The organism is Helicobacter sp. T3_23-1059 (genome assembly GCF_053654515.1).
Window position 1 is genome coordinate 15551 of record NZ_JBSIUV010000020.1, and the last position, 15323, is coordinate 30873.

At 38.9% G+C, this 15323-nt stretch carries 12 protein-coding genes and 1 pseudogene; 5 read left to right on the forward strand and 8 right to left on the reverse strand.

The features are described from left to right. Positions 1-27: 27 nt before the first annotated feature. The 4 genes and pseudogenes from ACWIX0_RS07125 to ilvN all read right to left on the reverse strand — a co-directional run bounded on the left by ACWIX0_RS07125 (position 28) and on the right by ilvN (position 3146). Positions 28-1521: an NAD(P)/FAD-dependent oxidoreductase gene (locus ACWIX0_RS07125; RefSeq protein ID WP_454173162.1), complete on the reverse strand. Its 1494-nt coding sequence runs from the start codon at positions 1519-1521 to the stop codon at positions 28-30. Continuing rightward, entirely contained in the window at positions 1518-1976 is a 459-nt protein-coding gene (locus ACWIX0_RS07130; RefSeq protein ID WP_454173163.1) for a GtrA family protein, read from the reverse strand. Before ACWIX0_RS07130 ends, ACWIX0_RS07125 begins: the two co-directional genes overlap by 4 nt. Before the next feature lie 40 nt (positions 1977-2016). Continuing rightward, a pseudogene (locus tag ACWIX0_RS07135) lies at positions 2017-2178 on the reverse strand (IS1595 family transposase); the annotation flags it as partial. Between the two features lie 497 nt (positions 2179-2675). Then, the gene (gene ilvN / locus ACWIX0_RS07140) at positions 2676-3146 is read right to left on the reverse strand and encodes an acetolactate synthase small subunit (protein WP_454173165.1); all 471 of its coding nucleotides are present in this window, start codon (positions 3144-3146) and stop codon (positions 2676-2678) included. 249 nt (positions 3147-3395) lie between these two features. Here ilvN and ACWIX0_RS07145 point away from each other — a divergent pair, with 249 nt between their 5' ends. Next, on the forward strand, positions 3396-4793 hold the full coding sequence (locus ACWIX0_RS07145; protein ID WP_454173167.1) for a signal recognition particle protein: 1398 nt from the start codon (positions 3396-3398) through the stop codon (positions 4791-4793). 156 nt (positions 4794-4949) lie between these two features. Next, positions 4950-5405 (forward strand): hypothetical protein, encoded by a 456-nt coding sequence (locus ACWIX0_RS07150; RefSeq protein ID WP_454173169.1) that lies wholly within the window; start codon positions 4950-4952, stop codon positions 5403-5405. Between the two features lie 70 nt (positions 5406-5475). Here ACWIX0_RS07150 and ACWIX0_RS07155 read toward each other — a convergent pair whose 3' ends face one another. Continuing rightward, complete coding sequence (locus tag ACWIX0_RS07155) at positions 5476-6048, reverse strand: zeta toxin family protein (protein WP_454173171.1); 573 nt, start codon at positions 6046-6048, stop codon at positions 5476-5478. Positions 6049-6248: 200 nt separating this feature from the next. Between ACWIX0_RS07155 and ACWIX0_RS07160 the strand changes: the two genes are divergently transcribed. Continuing rightward, positions 6249-7439 carry a glutathionylspermidine synthase family protein gene (locus ACWIX0_RS07160; RefSeq protein WP_454173173.1) on the forward strand — a complete coding sequence of 397 codons (1191 nt, stop codon included), beginning with the start codon at positions 6249-6251 and terminating at the stop codon, positions 7437-7439. 294 nt (positions 7440-7733) lie between these two features. On the opposite strand, the gene ACWIX0_RS07165 is transcribed toward ACWIX0_RS07160, so the two are convergent. Continuing rightward, on the reverse strand, positions 7734-8084 hold the full coding sequence (locus ACWIX0_RS07165) for a hypothetical protein (RefSeq protein ID WP_454173175.1): 351 nt from the start codon (positions 8082-8084) through the stop codon (positions 7734-7736). 50 nt (positions 8085-8134) lie between these two features. Continuing rightward, positions 8135-11596, reverse strand: a complete 3462-nt coding sequence (locus ACWIX0_RS07170; protein ID WP_454173177.1) for a hypothetical protein — start codon at positions 11594-11596, stop codon at positions 8135-8137. Positions 11597-12472: 876 nt separating this feature from the next. Between ACWIX0_RS07170 and ACWIX0_RS07175 the strand changes: the two genes are divergently transcribed. Beyond that, entirely contained in the window at positions 12473-12622 is a 150-nt protein-coding gene (locus tag ACWIX0_RS07175; protein WP_454173179.1) for a hypothetical protein, read from the forward strand. Between the two features lie 125 nt (positions 12623-12747). Continuing rightward, a complete protein-coding gene (locus ACWIX0_RS07180; RefSeq protein WP_454173181.1) occupies positions 12748-12960 on the forward strand; it encodes a hypothetical protein in 213 nt (70 codons plus the stop codon). Here the strand turns inward: ACWIX0_RS07180 and ACWIX0_RS07185 are convergent. Further along, positions 12937-15147 (reverse strand): TonB-dependent receptor, encoded by a 2211-nt coding sequence (locus tag ACWIX0_RS07185; protein ID WP_454173182.1) that lies wholly within the window; start codon positions 15145-15147, stop codon positions 12937-12939. The genes ACWIX0_RS07180 and ACWIX0_RS07185 overlap by 24 nt on opposite strands. Between the last annotated feature and the right edge of the window lie 176 nt (positions 15148-15323).

The window sequence follows — 15323 nt, forward strand, 5'->3', positions numbered from 1 at the left end:
TTGCCTTATTTTAATTTTTAATGTTCATTACTTTTTTTCGCGCACTTCGTGGTAGCTCTCTTCTGCATTTACCTGCCAAACCGCGCTTTTTTCACTGCTAGATTCTATTATGCACTTTGCCACTTCAAAAGCACTTAGCATCGAGTGATCCATATTATTGTAGCGGTGCATTCCATTGCGTCCGCATACAAAGAGATTTTCCACACTATCCAAAAACTCCCTAACCACCCCAAACTCGCTATATGCGCCACTATATGATGGATATGCTTTTTTAATGCGTGCGATATGCGTGTCGATTATGTCATTATCTTGCGCAAATCCTAGCTTTTTTAGCTCATCTATGCCAAATCTGGCAAACTCCTCATCACTCATTTTCCATAGCCAATCGCCCTCAAAGCACATATATTCCATTCCCACAAAGCAATGGTTAGAATTTGCCACCATATATTCACTCCAATTATGAAAAAACTGAAGCCTAGCCACTCGCACAAAAGGCTCTTGTATATAAATCCAATTATCCTTTATCGCACTCTGTCCCAAATCTATGCGCTTTAGCAGCACCCCCATAGTGATAAAGTCCCTATATTCTAGCTTTGTAGCGATATTAGCGATATTTTTGGGTGCATTTGACATAGCGACAAACAAATCTTTTATCGGCATCGTAGAGATGAAAAAATCCGCGTTGATTTCTCGCGTCTCATTTTTTGCAGATTTCACTTGCACGCAATCTATCTTATTATTTTTTAAATCCAAATGCACAATTTCGGCATTTTTATAAATCTTTCCACCCATTTTGATGATTTCATCTGCTACGCATTCCCATAGTTGCCCCGGACCAAATTTAGGATATAAAAACTGCTCAATTAGGCTTGTCTCAATATTTTTTTGCTTAAAATCTTTTGGTTTTGGCTTTAGCGCGCTTAATATCGCTTTGTAAATTGATAGCCCTTTCACGCGCTGTGCACCCCAGTCAGGGGAAATCTCGCTAGGCTTTATCCCCCACACTTTGTAAGTGTAATCACGGAAAAATAGATTATAAAGCTCCCTCCCAAAGCGATTTATGTAAAATTTCTCCAAACTATCGACATTTTTGTATGGAAAAAGCACTGCTCTTGCGTAGCTAAAGCCGATTTTCACACACCGCCAAAATCCTAGATTTTTTACTAAATCCACACTTAAACTTAACGGATAATTAAACAGCTTTTTTAAAAAATAGATTCTACTCAAACGACTACGAATAAGCATAACTTTATCCACACTCTCGGGGTTTAGCTTCTCATTTTGCAATGGCATAATATTTGTCCAAAAGTCCATAACCCTATCGCTTTTGCTAAAAAATCTATGCCCGCCAATATCCATTCGATTGTCCTTATACTCAATCGTTTGTGAGATGCCCCCTATGGCATTACTTGCTTCAAAAATCTCTACTTCAAAATCCTTAGCTTTTGTCAAAATCTCATATCCAGCACTTAGCCCCGCAGGACCAGCCCCAATGATTACTACTTTTTTCTTAACACTCATTTTCTATCCTTTCGTCTTAAAAGATTTGTATCCCTAAAACTAAAAAATTTATGCCCCAAAAAATTGCAAACAAAGCAAAAGCCTATCCCGCAAATATGCGCGATTAGCTTTTGCCACTCAAGCGAAATACCCATTTCATTTACAAGGCTTGCGCCCTGCAAGATTTCAAGCACAAAAATTGCAATACCTGTTTGCACAAAAAGCCCCACACACGCCACAAGAGAGAATCTCACAAAGGCGATTTTGGTGCTTTTGTATTTATCTTTTGGGAAAATATATTTTTGGCTTATGGCAAAATTTACAAAATGCCCACTTACATAGCCCAGCGCGACACTCACGCCAAAGCCAAAAAATAGCTCATAAAAAATGCGCGAGGCTAGATTCACACACATTGCCACAAACGCCGAGCAAAAATAGCGCAAAAATTGTGAATGAAAAAGATTAGCAATAAACATAAACAATCTCAAAAGTAGATTTTGCACAAAATACAAAGGCTCAAGACAACTTAAGCGGTTGTTTTCTTATCATTTTTAGTAAGATTTTATACAAATCTTGCTGTCTAATTTGAGTATTATATCTAAATTCTGTTTCTTTTAAATGAAGCAAGAAATTCTCTTTTTTGATTCTTTTAAATTTGCTTAATCTATGTTTTGCATAGCCACTTTTGCTTGTAGTTGCAAGTGAAATGAAGCAAAAACACAGAAGTTTTTTTGCCAGCTTCTCACCCTCTTTTGCCTCTCACTCTTTTAGCACCCAAAATCTATATCAAAAGGTTGCTTTCATCAACTTCAATTTCACCTTGCATTTTAGAAGTTTTCTCATATTCTTTGGCGATTAAAATGCGGATTTGATTGATGATTTTATTGACACTTTGGCGAGAAATGTTGCTTAATTTTGCAATTTTAATGGCTTCAATATCAAGACTTCTTGCAAAAGCTACGAATGTAAGCGAAGTAGAAATATATTTAAGAATCTTTTTTTAAATCTCTCTTGTGTTTGATTCTCTTAGATTCTTAAATTCTTGCAAAGGTTTTTTATTATGTGGTGGATATACTTGTTTTTCATCGTGTGCATCATAACTTAAGACTCCTTTATGTGAGGTTAAGTTGTCTTGAGCCTTGAAAATTAGTTTTTGCAAAAAATGTCAAAACTAGCTAATATCGCTCCATAGCGATTACGCCACTACGCAAAACCTCTTTGGGTTTAAATTTGCTTAGGGCTTTGATTAGGCTTGTTATGCGGTGGGGTTTTTCGGTGGCTACGATGATTATGTATTTTTCATTAGCGTTAGCGATTTTGCCATTATAAGCGCGGACTAATGCCTCTATCCCTGCCAAATCCTCATCAATCCCCACTTTGATAAGCGCGGTTTCTTTTTCTAGCAAATCATCATCATCGCTTACTTTTAGCACGGGGATAAGTTTGTGAAGCTGTTTTATGATTTGCTCTAGGACGCGAGAATCACCCTCTGTGGCAATGGTGATACGAGATAAATCCGTATTTGGTATGGGGGCTACGGTTAAGGATTCGATATTATACCCCCTCCCTGCAAAAAGCCCAGATACACGCGCTAAGACGCTGTGTTCATTGACTACGGTCACGCTTATGATTTTTCTTGCCTGCATTGTTTGCCTTTTTAAGTATGTGTGGATTTTGGTATGTAGCGTAATAAAAATACAAATTTTCCAAACGCGTATTTTAGCGCAAAATCCGCAAAAATCTATGTAAATCCAACAATCTAATACAAATCTATGTATTAAGTCTAATAAAAATTTAAACAAAATATATTACAATTTTAGGATTTTTGCGCTTATAAAATCTGCGTTGCTTGTATTTAGATTTTGTGAAAACCTGCATAAATAAAAGGAGAAAAAATGTTTGATGCTTTGAGTGCTTCTTTTAAATCTATCGCTTCTAAAATCCGCTTTAATGATGATGAAAAAGCTCTAAATCGCGCTTTAGATGAGCTAAAAAAAGCCCTATTAAAAAACGATGTCCATCACAAAGTAGTAAAATCCCTGCTAGAATCTATTTCATTAAAAACTAAGCAAAAAGGCATAGGCAAGCAAAGTTTTTTGGAGGCGATGAGTGAGGGGCTAAATGAGATTTTGACTACGAGTGGAAATTATGGCTTTGTGTATGCGCCTCGCCCCCCTACAATCGTGCTAATGTGTGGTTTGCAAGGAAGTGGCAAAACCACTACTAGCGCAAAGCTGGCAAACTACCTCAAAACTCGCAATAAAAAGGTGCTACTTGTGGCGTGTGATTTGGCACGGCTTGCAGCAGTTAGTCAGCTAAAGATTTTAGGAGAGCAAATACAAGTGGAGGTGTTTAGCCCTGAAAATCTTGCCACAAAAAGCGTGAAATCTGGCGTGAAATCTAGCGCAAAAACTGATGAAAATATAACGCCACAAATGGTGGCAAAAGCTGCAAAAGAGCGGGCTTTGCAGGGGGGATTTGATGTGATGATAGTCGATAGCGCGGGCAGGCTAGCAATCGATGAAAATCTAATGAATGAGCTAGAGGAGGTAAAAAAAGCGATTTTGCCTAATGAGGTGTTTTATGTCGCAGATTCTCTAAGCGGGCAAGATGGCATAAGGAGTGCGGAGGCATTTCACAAAAAAGTCGCTTTAAGTGGTGTGATTTTGAGTAAATTTGATAGCGATTCAAAAGGGGGAATCGCCCTAAATATCGCTTATCAACTACAAATCCCGCTTAGATTTATAGGCAATGGAGAGAAAATCCCAGATTTAGACATCGCAATACCTGATAGAATCACATCTAGGCTTATGGGCGCGGGAGATATTATCTCTTTGGCTGAAAAAACTGCCACTGTGATTGATGAAAAAGAAGCAAAAGACATAACCAAAAAGCTAAAAAAAGGGCAGTTTGGGCTTGAGGATTTTCTCTCTCAAATCGAAAATGTCAAAAAACTAGGCTCTATGAGTTCGCTAGTATCAATGATACCAGGGCTATCTCAAGTCGCAGGGGGGCTAAAAAATATTGATTTAGACAACTCAAAAGAAATCAAAAATATCCGCGCAATGGTGGATTCTATGACAAAAAAAGAGAGGGCAGATGTGAGTTTGCTAAATGGCTCTAGACGCAAGAGAATCGCGCAAGGTGCGGGGCTAGAAGTCGCCGATATAAATCGCATAATAAAGCAGTTTGATAATGCGGCTAAGATGGCAAAACGATTTAGTGGCAAAGGTGGAATGCAAGAGCTAATGGGGCTTATGGGGCAGATGAAGCAGGCAAAACAAATGCGCTAGATTTTATGTGTGCTAGATTTTATGAAATTTATTATTGTTTGACTTTGGGTTGTTTTGGATAAAAAGTAAATAAAATGCGTGTGAAAGCGCGTAAATGCGGTGTTTCTAAATAGTGTTATAATGCGCTTTTTATTTTAACGCAGAGGAGACATTGCTATGAAAACAAAGACAACAAAAACAAGCCAGCCTAGTGCAGCAGGATTTATTATAGCTTATCAATTATTATTAGGATATGAAACAAACTATAACTTTCGTAGATTTTCCATAGAAGATAACACAATGTATGATTTGGCACAAATGGCTGAATTTTTGCAATATGAGACAGAAAAATTACTAAGCACAAACAATGACTTAAAAGAAGCATTTGATAAAACGCAACAAACATTTACAGCCTACAAAGAGGCAAAAACAAAGGCTTTTGAAGTGGCAATGCAAGCAATGGAAGATTTAGATAAAAGTGCTTCAAGAAAAGAAACGATAAAAAAATGCGATGAGTGCTTGGGGGAATTGGTAGAAAAAATGGCTACGCATAATCAAACATTAACAGCATACATAGAAATCGCAAAAAATCTCATACCACAACAATCAAGCAACACAGACATTCAAAACTAATCATTTTGTAAAAATGCAAAAAAATACTAGAATCTAAAGTGCGTAAAATGGCATTTACGCAGCTAAAAAACTATGCAAGCAAAGAATCTATGTATGCTAAATCATTGATTTTTTTAAATACAAATGCGTTTTGAATACTTTGCGAATTATCAAAAATCTCTATTTTTTCACAAAGTGGGGCGATTTTTTTTAGATTTTGCAATGATTGTGTATATCGTTTTTCAATTAAATAAGACTCAATATTATGCCCACCTTTTTTCACGCGCATTGCTACACGCTGCTTTGCCAAAGCGATAGAATCTAGCACGATATAATAAAGATAGATTTTATACCCCACCTTTTGCAAATGGTGAAATAATCGCATAATCCCCTTGCCACAAAGCGTAGTTTCTTGGTTGAAACTTTGTTTGTTGGCTATGTAGTTTGCGCGGATTTTTAGAGCGATTTTAGAAGCGCGAAATTGGTCTTTTGCCTCACGCCAATCCCCAAAAGAGCTTACAATCTCATCAATATTTATGCGAAATCCAAAATGCTCCCCTTTTTCTAATTTATCATAATAAAATGTGGTTTTGCCCGCGCCATTTACCCCCGCAAAAATATATGCTCTTGGGGCAGGATTTGTTTTTTTGGTTTTTTTACTCATCGTGTCGCCTTAAGGAGTTTGATAAATGTGTGGTTTTCTTTTTAGATTTTGGATTATAGCACAAAAATTTTGTATGTAAATTTTTGCAAAATTCTTTAACAATTTGTAGCAAAAAGTCAATGAAGTCCAAAAAAACATAACAAGATTTTAAGATATAATGCAAAATCTTAAAACAAAAATCCCATAAAAAAGGATAATAAATGCAAGTAACACCCCTAAAACCTATCACAAACGCCGACTTAGAAAAGCTAGGATTATCGTGGCATACCGATGCAGATAGCACGCCATATATCGAGCCTGAAATGGTGGAAATAAGCGAGGAGCAAAGCGAGGCGTTTTATAATGCTGGAAATGAGCTGTATGATATGTTTTGCGAAGCGGCAGAATATGTCATAAACGAAAATCTATACTTTGAGCTAGATATACCAAACGCGCTAATCCCTATGATAGAGCAAAGCTGGGAAGAGGAGGTGCATTGGCATTTGTATGGGAGGTTTGATTTTAGCGGGGGGCTAGATGGCAAGCCTATAAAACTGCTAGAATTTAACGCTGATACGCCAACCCTGCTGTATGAAAGCTCCGTGATAGCGTGGGCTATGCTAAAGGCAAATGGCTATGATGAAAATGCGCAATTTAACAACATTTATGAGGCTTTGGGTGAAAATTTTAAGCGAATCATCACGCTTGGCGAGGATACAGCTAGATTTAGCGAAATCTATGAGGGGTGGAAAATCCTCTTTGCAAGTATAAAAGGCAATGCAGAAGAAGAAAAAACGACAAAATTTTTGCAAGAAATCGCACAAGGCGCGGGTTTTGCTACCAATTTTTGCTACATTGATGAGGTGAAATTTAGCGAGAGTGAGGGGGTGTTTTTTAACGATGAGAATTATGAATTTTTATTTAAGCTACTTCCGTGGGAATCTATCGCTATTGACGAGCCAGAGCTAGCATTGCTTATGCGCGGGATAATGCAAAATAAAGCAGGGATTTTCCTAAATCCAGCCTATACGCTACTTTTTCAAAGCAAGCGAATGCTAAAGATTTTGTGGGATTTGTTTCCAAACCATCGCTTGCTTTTGCCCGCTAGCTTTGAGCCACTAAGCAATACTAAGCAAGTCAAAAAAGCGAGCTTTGGCAGAGAGGGCGGGGGGATAGAAATCATTGATGAAAATGGGGCGATTATCGCGCAAAATCTAGGCGAATATGACAACTTTAAGCCCGTGTATCAAGAGTTTTGCGAGCTAAATGAACATAATGGATTTTACTACCAGCCAAATATATTTTTTGCGTATGAGTCTTGTGGGCTAGGATTTCGCAAAAGTGCTAAAAGCGGCAAAGATGGGCTAATTTTGGATAATTATTCAAAATTTGTAAGTCATAGGATTGTGTAGGTTTTGTGTGGCTTGCATTGCGCTTGATGGCGAAACACGCGTGTGGCAATTTATTTTGTTTTTGCATTTTAATGTGGATTGCCACACTCTTTTCGCTCGCTCGCAATGACGGAGTTTTCTTTGTCATTGTTTATAATAACAAAATCTTCTTTCGTCATATTGAGCGCGTGAGCGCGAAATATCTCTATTTGTGTTTGTAGATTTTATAAAGAAGTTGTGCTTTGAGATTGCTTCGCTAATGCTCAGTATAACAAATGTTTTTTGGCGCAAAAAAGTTGTCGTCATTGCGAGCGATTAGAATATGCTTTTTACGCAGATTCTAATGCGTGGAAATCCAAAATAAGCCCCTCCCTTGAAAGAGTGGCAATGCTTCTTAAATCCCCCTCCCTTAGCACGAGGGGGATTTATCCTTTTGCCCCCTCCCATTGCGGAGGGGGTTTGGGGGTGGGTAGATTTTGCGCTAGCAAAATTTGCATTATTAGATTTTGCATTTGCAATATCCGCCTTGCTAGAATCTGCTTTTTCTTGTTTTTGTAGGTTTTGGCTTTTTAAGAAAGCGGGTGATTTGGATACTTCTAAAGATACCCACCCCCTTAATCCCCCTCCGCAAGGGAGGGGGAAATAAAACCACCTCCAAAAGTCCAAGCCTAAACCCTCTCTTTACAAACGCTCCAAGATTTGCCCAAAAATAAGACTTACCCATCAATGTAATAAACCTTTTTCTTAGATTTCTTTTCTTTCTTTTTCTTTGACTTTTTGGACTTCTTAGACTTTTTGCTTCCCTCGACTATGCTTCTAGCTACGGCGTTGCCGTCTTTATCCGTTACATAGTCTGTGCCACCAAACCAATGAGCATATTTTAGATTTAGTGCCGTGCTTACGCCATTAAATTTATCAGACACTTCTTTGCCAAATTTGTTTGCGTAAAATAGCCCATTATACCCGAAACTTAGCTCGTGGTTTTTCTTTACCACCCAGATAAAATCAAGCACTAGATTCCCATACACCGCAGGCAAAGTGATTTCCCCCACGCCACTTAAACCACCGATACGAAAGCTAGATTCAGGTTTGTTTAGTATGTTGTATCGTAGCCCTGCTACAAGGTTTGTGCGAAATGTATTTCCCCATACTTTAAAATACTTCATACTAGCACTTAGTTGAGGCAAATGCCAATACTGCGTATCGTAGTATTCATTCCCACCTAGATTGTATTTTGCTTTTTCTAGCTTCATACCCACTAGGCTTAGCATATCATAGCCTAGCCCGATTTCAGGGCTTACATAGCTATTTCTCTTAAATTGATAAAAAGTAAGCCCTCCTCGCACTTCTGCCCCTAGACTCCACATAAGAGGTATTTTTACTCCTTTTGTGTTAGATTCTAGTTGAAATTTAATATTTGGCAATGGGCTTTGGGTAGTGAGTTGGGGTAAGTCTATGCCTAACCTCACATCAGATTTTATATGCGCTTCCCAAGTCTTTCCTGTGATGGGAAAAAGCCTAAAATAGCTTACCCCACCTTGCAAAGCGTTTGTATGTATAGGTGTGTTTGCACCGAGCATTTGCGTGGTGTTGTAAGCGTATTCATAGCTAAGATAGCTTGTTAGGATTCCATTTGCCCTTAGGTTTCTTTGGATACCACCTACTGCGCCACCTGCCCATTCCACAGAGGTATTATCTAGCCCTATATCTGAGTAGCTATGACTAGCATAAGGCACAGCAAAAAATCTCCAATCTCTACGCCCCGTATAAGGGATAAAAATCGCATCTAGTTGGTCTATTAGCTCAAAATTATTATAGCCCTTATCAAGATTTTGCCCTTTAGATTGCTCTAAAGTGAGTTTGGCGATTTTCTCACGCGCTTTATCGACTTTCTTTTGATTTTTGCGTGTGTTTTTGGCAAATTTGCTAGAACGATTTGTAAGGCGAGACATATCATATTGCAATAGCCGAAGTTCTACTTCTTGGTTGTAATATCTATCGCTATGAAATGTCTTTGTCGTCATCGTATCGATGATATTTTTTACCATTATGCTTCTTCTAGCGTAGCTAAGTGCTAATGAGCGATACAAAGCAGAGCCATAGCTAGTGGCAGGGTCTGCACTAAGTCTAAATTTACCATTACCTAAATCCGTAATCTTAGTCCCTAGCCCCGCTCGCAAAGAGCTAAAATCAACTTTGTTGTTATTGCCATTGCTATCCACCATTATGACTTTGTTGTAACTATAAGCATTGTCTTTTTCTTTTACACCCTGGCCTATGTTGATTCTTATCGCTCCTGCTCCTATGGTGCCTACATTACCATTTTGAAACGATATATGTTGGTATCCATCATTAGTGTTGTGCGTATGACTATCCCAAGTAGCACTATCTGCATCGATGGATAATGTAGCTTGATAGACATTTAGGTTTGTTATTGTGCCACTTCCGCCTATTTTATAAGAGCCTAGCAAGCTAGCATAGTCCCCGCTAAACTCGTAATAACCGATATTTACTTCCGCGAGTGTGCCATTATTTTCAAAGCTACCCACAAAAGTGCTTCTATCACTTCCGCCATAACCTCCGTATATTGCGACTATGTTTGTCGTTTTTGCATTTGTGTCAAAAGTAAGTTTGCCGATATGTGTGCCTCCGTGTATATCCACATCCATTTGTTTGCCATAGACGATTTGGCTACCCCAGCTAGTGTTATTTAGTGTTCCATTTATAGTAAGGGATTTTAGCGTAGAGGGGTTGCTAAAGTGATTTTTATCCGAGTAGGGCAGTAGTATTCCTGCGTTACCTGAACCTGTGAGTGTGAAATCTGTATCAGGTGCATTTACCGAGCGAAATATGGTGAGTCCGTTATTACTCCAAGATACCGAGCCTGCACCGACATTTAGTGGGTTTGTTTCTCCTCTGCCTAAGTTAATAAGCGTATTTTTGCTGTTTATGGAGGTTTGTAGCTCACTAGCAGTGATACTACCTGTGCAATCTATCCTGTTGGGGTTGCCAAAGGTTTGACACGCCGCCACTAGACTATCTATGCTAATGCCAGCTAAAATCGCACTAGTGGCTAGGGAAATGGCTAGCTTTTTGGGTTTTAAAAGCCCCTCCCCTTGCGGGAGGTGTTTGGGGTGGGGTATATTTGCATTTGTCGACTTAGTTTTGGAAGTAGAATCTAAAGATACCCACCCCCTAGCCCCCTCCGCAATGGAGGGGGGACAAGAAGTTTGCGAATCCGCAATGGAGGTGGAATAAGAGTGTTGCAAATCCGCAATGGAGGTGGAAATCCTATCATTGCGAGATTTTGCATTTTTGTCATTGCTAGAATTTGCGACTTTGTTAAAAGTTGCAAATTCGTGGCAATCTATTTTGTTTGTCTTGCATTGTGGATTGCCACGAATTCCTGCGGAAGTCTCGCAATGACGATTGAATTTTGTCATATTGAGGGCAAAGCCCGAAATATCTCTGTTTTTATTGGCTTTTTGAGATACTTCGCTACGCTCAGTATGACAAATATTGGTGGTAGCGTTGGCTATTAAAGCCCCCTCCCTTGCGGAAGAAGCCCAAAAATAAGCCCCTTCCCTTGAAAGAGTGGCAACCCTTCTTAAAGCCCCCTCCCTTGCGGAGGGGGTTTGGGGGTGGGTGTCATTGCGAACAATTAGATTCTGTATTTTTGCAGAATCTAATGCGTGGCAATCTACTTTTTTTGTATTATAGGATAGATTGCCACGCTCGCTTTGTTCGCTCGCAATGACGGAGTTTTCTTTGTCATTGCCTACAATGACGGCGGTGGAATCTAAAGATACCCACCCCCTAGCCCCCTCCGCAAGGGAGGGGGAAATAATGCCGTCATTGCGAGAATTTGCGACTTTGTTAAAAGTTGCAAATTCGTGGCAATCCACCTTTTTTGTTTTGTCAAATAGATTGCCACGCAAGTCTTGCGACTTGCTCGCAATGACGAAGTTTTCTTTGTCATTGCTTATAATAATAAAATCTTCTTCGTCATATTGAGCGCGTGAGCGCGAAATATCTCTATTTATTTGCGTATTTAGAGATACTTCGCTACGCTCAGTATGACAAAGTTTTGTTGCATTTTGAGATACTTCGGCTAAAGCCTCAGTATGACAATTTGCGGTGTGTGGATTGCCAAGCGGATTTTTCAAATCCGCTTGCAATGACGGGATACTTTGCTTACGCTTAGTCCTGCAATTTGCCTTTTTAGAGCTAGAAAGATTTAGCGCGGAGCTACTCTCTCTCTCTCTCTCTCTCTCTCTCTCTCTCTCTCGTTTTTGCGCTTGTGTTTTGACTAAGCGCGACTTGCTTTACGCTCTTTGTGTTTGTTTGAGTTTTCATCGTGTCTCCTTAGGTTTTGCCTTAAGACTTTTGAAGCATTTTCAAAGTCTTAAGGTTTTTGGATTTATCTATTTACCCCAAAATCTACCAAGTTTTTTTGAAGTTTTTTGAAGTTTTTGCTACGCAAGATTTTGCAAGATTTGGCGTAGTTGGCTTAAAAAGTTGTCAAAATTTGCGTTTGAATCTTGCGTTTTAAACCTCAAATCAAAACTTCGCAAAAAAGTTTAAGATTTTGCTAAAAGTAAATAGTGCGTAAATGTTAGTTAAATATTTCTTAAACAATCCTTAAATATTTAAAAAACATAGTAAAAAAACGCAAAAAAACAAAAAAAAAAAAACGACACGAAAAATGGGAGAAAAATGTGGAGATTTGGGTGGAAATTTTAGGGGAAAATTTGGGGAGAGATTTTGGAGGCAATGTAAAAGAATGTAAGGGAATGTAAAAAAATGTCAAAAAAAAATTTGGTGGGTTTTTGGTGGGAAAATGTCAAAAGAAATGCAAAAAATGGCAGGTTTTGGTGTAAATGTGAAAAAGTGAAAAATAAAAATATAAAAAATAGATTTAAAATCTAGCAAAAATGTGAAAAATAGCGGATTTTGGCAAAAAATTGTGAAAAATGGTTGGGATATTTTTTATGGTGGCAATGTTTTGGCATTTTCAAAAGAAAAACTGCAAATGGGTTTTTGTGGGAAATTGATTGTGTTTTTGTGATTTTTTTATGGATTGCCACGCGGATTTTTCAAACCAGCGTGGCAATGACGATAAAGATTCCCCCTCCCTTAGCACTAGGGGGTGGGTAAATCTTAATGAATCGTCATTGCGAGAATTTGCGTTAGCAAATTCGTGACAATCTATTTTTTGCCATACTAAAAATGCTTGTCATACTGAGGCTTTGAAAAAGCCGAAGTATCTCTAAACTATTGACAAAAATAGAGATATTTCGCACTTACGCGCTCAATATGACAAGTTTTTATGGATTGCCCAAAATCTAGTCTTTTTAACAAACACCTAGATTCTCGCAATGACGGCGAAGGTGTGGATTTCCACGCATTAGATTTTGCAAAAGCGCAGGATCTAATTGCTCGCAATGACAAAAAACCCACCCCCAAACCCCTCCGCAAGGGAGGGGGGAAATCAATGCTCGCAATGACAAATAAAAGCCTAGTATTTCCACACATATTTTAGTGTGAAATTTCTAGCAGGCTCGACTAATGGGTTTGTGATAGAATAAGGTGCATTTATTTCTTCAAATACCACAGGATTTCGCCCTAGCGTGTTAAAAAGATTTGACACGCCAAAGATTAGCTCCATATCTTTCATTTTCGATTTAAACGCACCTAGCTTTAGCCCTGCGTAAATATCAGTCATTGTATAGCCCTTTGTCTTGCGCTCTTGTGTAGCATCTATCCTCCACTTTGTCGCATAAAATCTCTGCGCAATCCCAAAATACACCGCATTAAAATTAAACTTCAAGTTTAGATTCCCATATAAAGGCGCGATATAGGCTATTGGCTTATGATTGCTTATATCTTGTCCGTAAGTGTAAGCAAGCACATAGTTTAGCCCTATTAAAGAATCTAAAAAACTATGCCTCCCCTCTAGCTCCGCTCCTGTGATATAAGCCTTGCCTATGTTTTCATATTTTTTTGCTTGAGTATTTAAAATCGGCTCAAAATATGTCCCACCTAAAGCGATTTTGTCGTGACAGTAGGTAAAAAACCCCACGATTGAAGCAAAGTGATTGTTTGTGTGGATACGAAATCCTAGCTCTGCGCTTTGAGAGTATTCAGGGTGGAGCGTGGGATTTATCATTGTCGCAGGAGTGCCAGCAGATACGGAGTAGCGATAGCTATATGAGTCTTTAAAGTTATGACTTATGTTAAAAATTTGACTAAAATATTCGCTTATTAGCCACACAGAGCCTATACTGCCTGTAAGCGCACCACTATGCAATACATCATTTTTATCTAGTTGCCTTGTTAGCTCTGCTTGTGTAGAGTTGCTAGCTTGTTTTATTTCGCTAGACATTTTATCTTTGCCAACTGTGGATAAAAAATAATCCCCCCTTATCGCACCTGATAAAATCCACCTATCAAACACTTTGTAGTCATCTTTTAGAAATAGCGCAAAATCTGTATTTGTGCTAGGGCGGGCAGCGATATTTACGCTTCCTGTGGGATTATTTGTATTGCCCGTATGAAAAATCTGTCTTGTGCCTCTAGGGTTTATTGCGCTTACTATTTCTGCGCCGTAGCCAAGCGAGTGTTTGCCAGCTGTGCTATCAAAGATTAACTTAAATCCTACTATGTTGTTGTTATAGACTTGTTGTTGGATATTTGTCTTGCTTGTGCCATAAGTAGAATCTGCGCGGTAATTCCAAATATCCGTGTCCCAATGGCGAATGTATGTATAAATATCCATAGAATTTGCAAAGGATAGATTTTTTTTGCTAGCACCCATTCGTAGATAATACTCCCTAAGCGGAATCTCACTTACAAAAATCCCATAGCTACTACCGGGGGCTGCACTCACTCCTGCTCCGCCACCTGCGCGGTGGGATTCTATGTTTGAGTAGCGTCCTTGTGCGTAGTAGCGAGTGTTGGATTTTGTCGTGTAGCCTATGTTAAAATCTAAGTTAAACGCTTTGTAGTTAGAATTTATCGCTTTTAGATATTTGCCGTTTTCTTGCGCAGGCGTTAGATAATCCCCGCCGATTCTACCACTTGCCCCTATGAGTAAGTCCCATCCTTTGCCTCCACCTAGCACTTCTGCGCGTCCTGCAAAGCCATTATTTACGCTTTGATATTCAATAGCGCGAAGTCTAGCAGTCGCGCTAAATTTCTCGCCACCTACATTATAATTACTTTTGCGCGATACAAAATTGATAAGCCCATTTATGCCGTAGTTGCCATAGAGCGAGCCAGCAGAACCTCGAATCACTTCGATAGAATCAAATTGATTTACATCTAGCACATTAAAATCTAGCGTGCTTCGCCCTGTGAAAGGCACTCCATCTATCATTATGAGTGTGTAGCCGTTGTTAGAATTTTGCCCGCGCATACTTATTTGCCCATTTACTCCGCCACTACGCGAATAAAGCACGCTAGGGACAGATTCTAATGCGCTTTGCGCTCCACCTAGAGTGATTTTCTCTAGCAATTTTTCTTTTGACACGATAGAGATTTGCCTGCTTTGCAATTCGATAGGTAGGCTACTTAGCCCGATTTGCGCTCCTTTAGATGCGCTTATAGATACGCGCTCTAGTTGTTTGGTTTCTATGTTTTCGTAATTTTCTTGATTTTGCTGATTGTTTGCTATCGCATTTGAGCTGATAAGCAGGATTGTCAATGTTGCTAATATGTTGTTTTTCATTTTGGATTCCTTGTTTTTTATTGTTATGTTGGTTTGTTAGTGTTGTCATTGCGAAAATCTGCATTGTCATCATTGCAAGCGAGTGAAACGAGTATGGCAATCTATTTTGCCATACTAAAAATCCTTGTCATACTGAGGTTTTGAAAAAGCCGAAATATCTCTAAACTATTGACAAA

Excerpts from the sequence above, each read along its gene's own strand:
- ACWIX0_RS07185 (WP_454173182.1), bottom strand. The coding sequence starts at position 15,147 with ATGAAAAACAACATATTAGCAACATTGACAATCCTGCTTATCAGCTCA.
- ACWIX0_RS07130 (WP_454173163.1), bottom strand. The coding sequence starts at position 1,976 with ATGTTTATTGCTAATCTTTTTCATTCACAATTTTTGCGCTATTTTTGC.
- ACWIX0_RS07160 (WP_454173173.1), top strand. The coding sequence starts at position 6,249 with ATGCAAGTAACACCCCTAAAACCTATCACAAACGCCGACTTAGAAAAG.
- ACWIX0_RS07125 (WP_454173162.1), bottom strand. The coding sequence starts at position 1,521 with ATGAGTGTTAAGAAAAAAGTAGTAATCATTGGGGCTGGTCCTGCGGGG.
- ACWIX0_RS07145 (WP_454173167.1), top strand. The coding sequence starts at position 3,396 with ATGTTTGATGCTTTGAGTGCTTCTTTTAAATCTATCGCTTCTAAAATC.
- ACWIX0_RS07155 (WP_454173171.1), bottom strand. The coding sequence starts at position 6,048 with ATGAGTAAAAAAACCAAAAAAACAAATCCTGCCCCAAGAGCATATATT.
- ACWIX0_RS07180 (WP_454173181.1), top strand. The coding sequence starts at position 12,748 with ATGGATTGCCCAAAATCTAGTCTTTTTAACAAACACCTAGATTCTCGC.
- ilvN (WP_454173165.1), bottom strand. The coding sequence starts at position 3,146 with ATGCAGGCAAGAAAAATCATAAGCGTGACCGTAGTCAATGAACACAGC.
- ACWIX0_RS07150 (WP_454173169.1), top strand. The coding sequence starts at position 4,950 with ATGAAAACAAAGACAACAAAAACAAGCCAGCCTAGTGCAGCAGGATTT.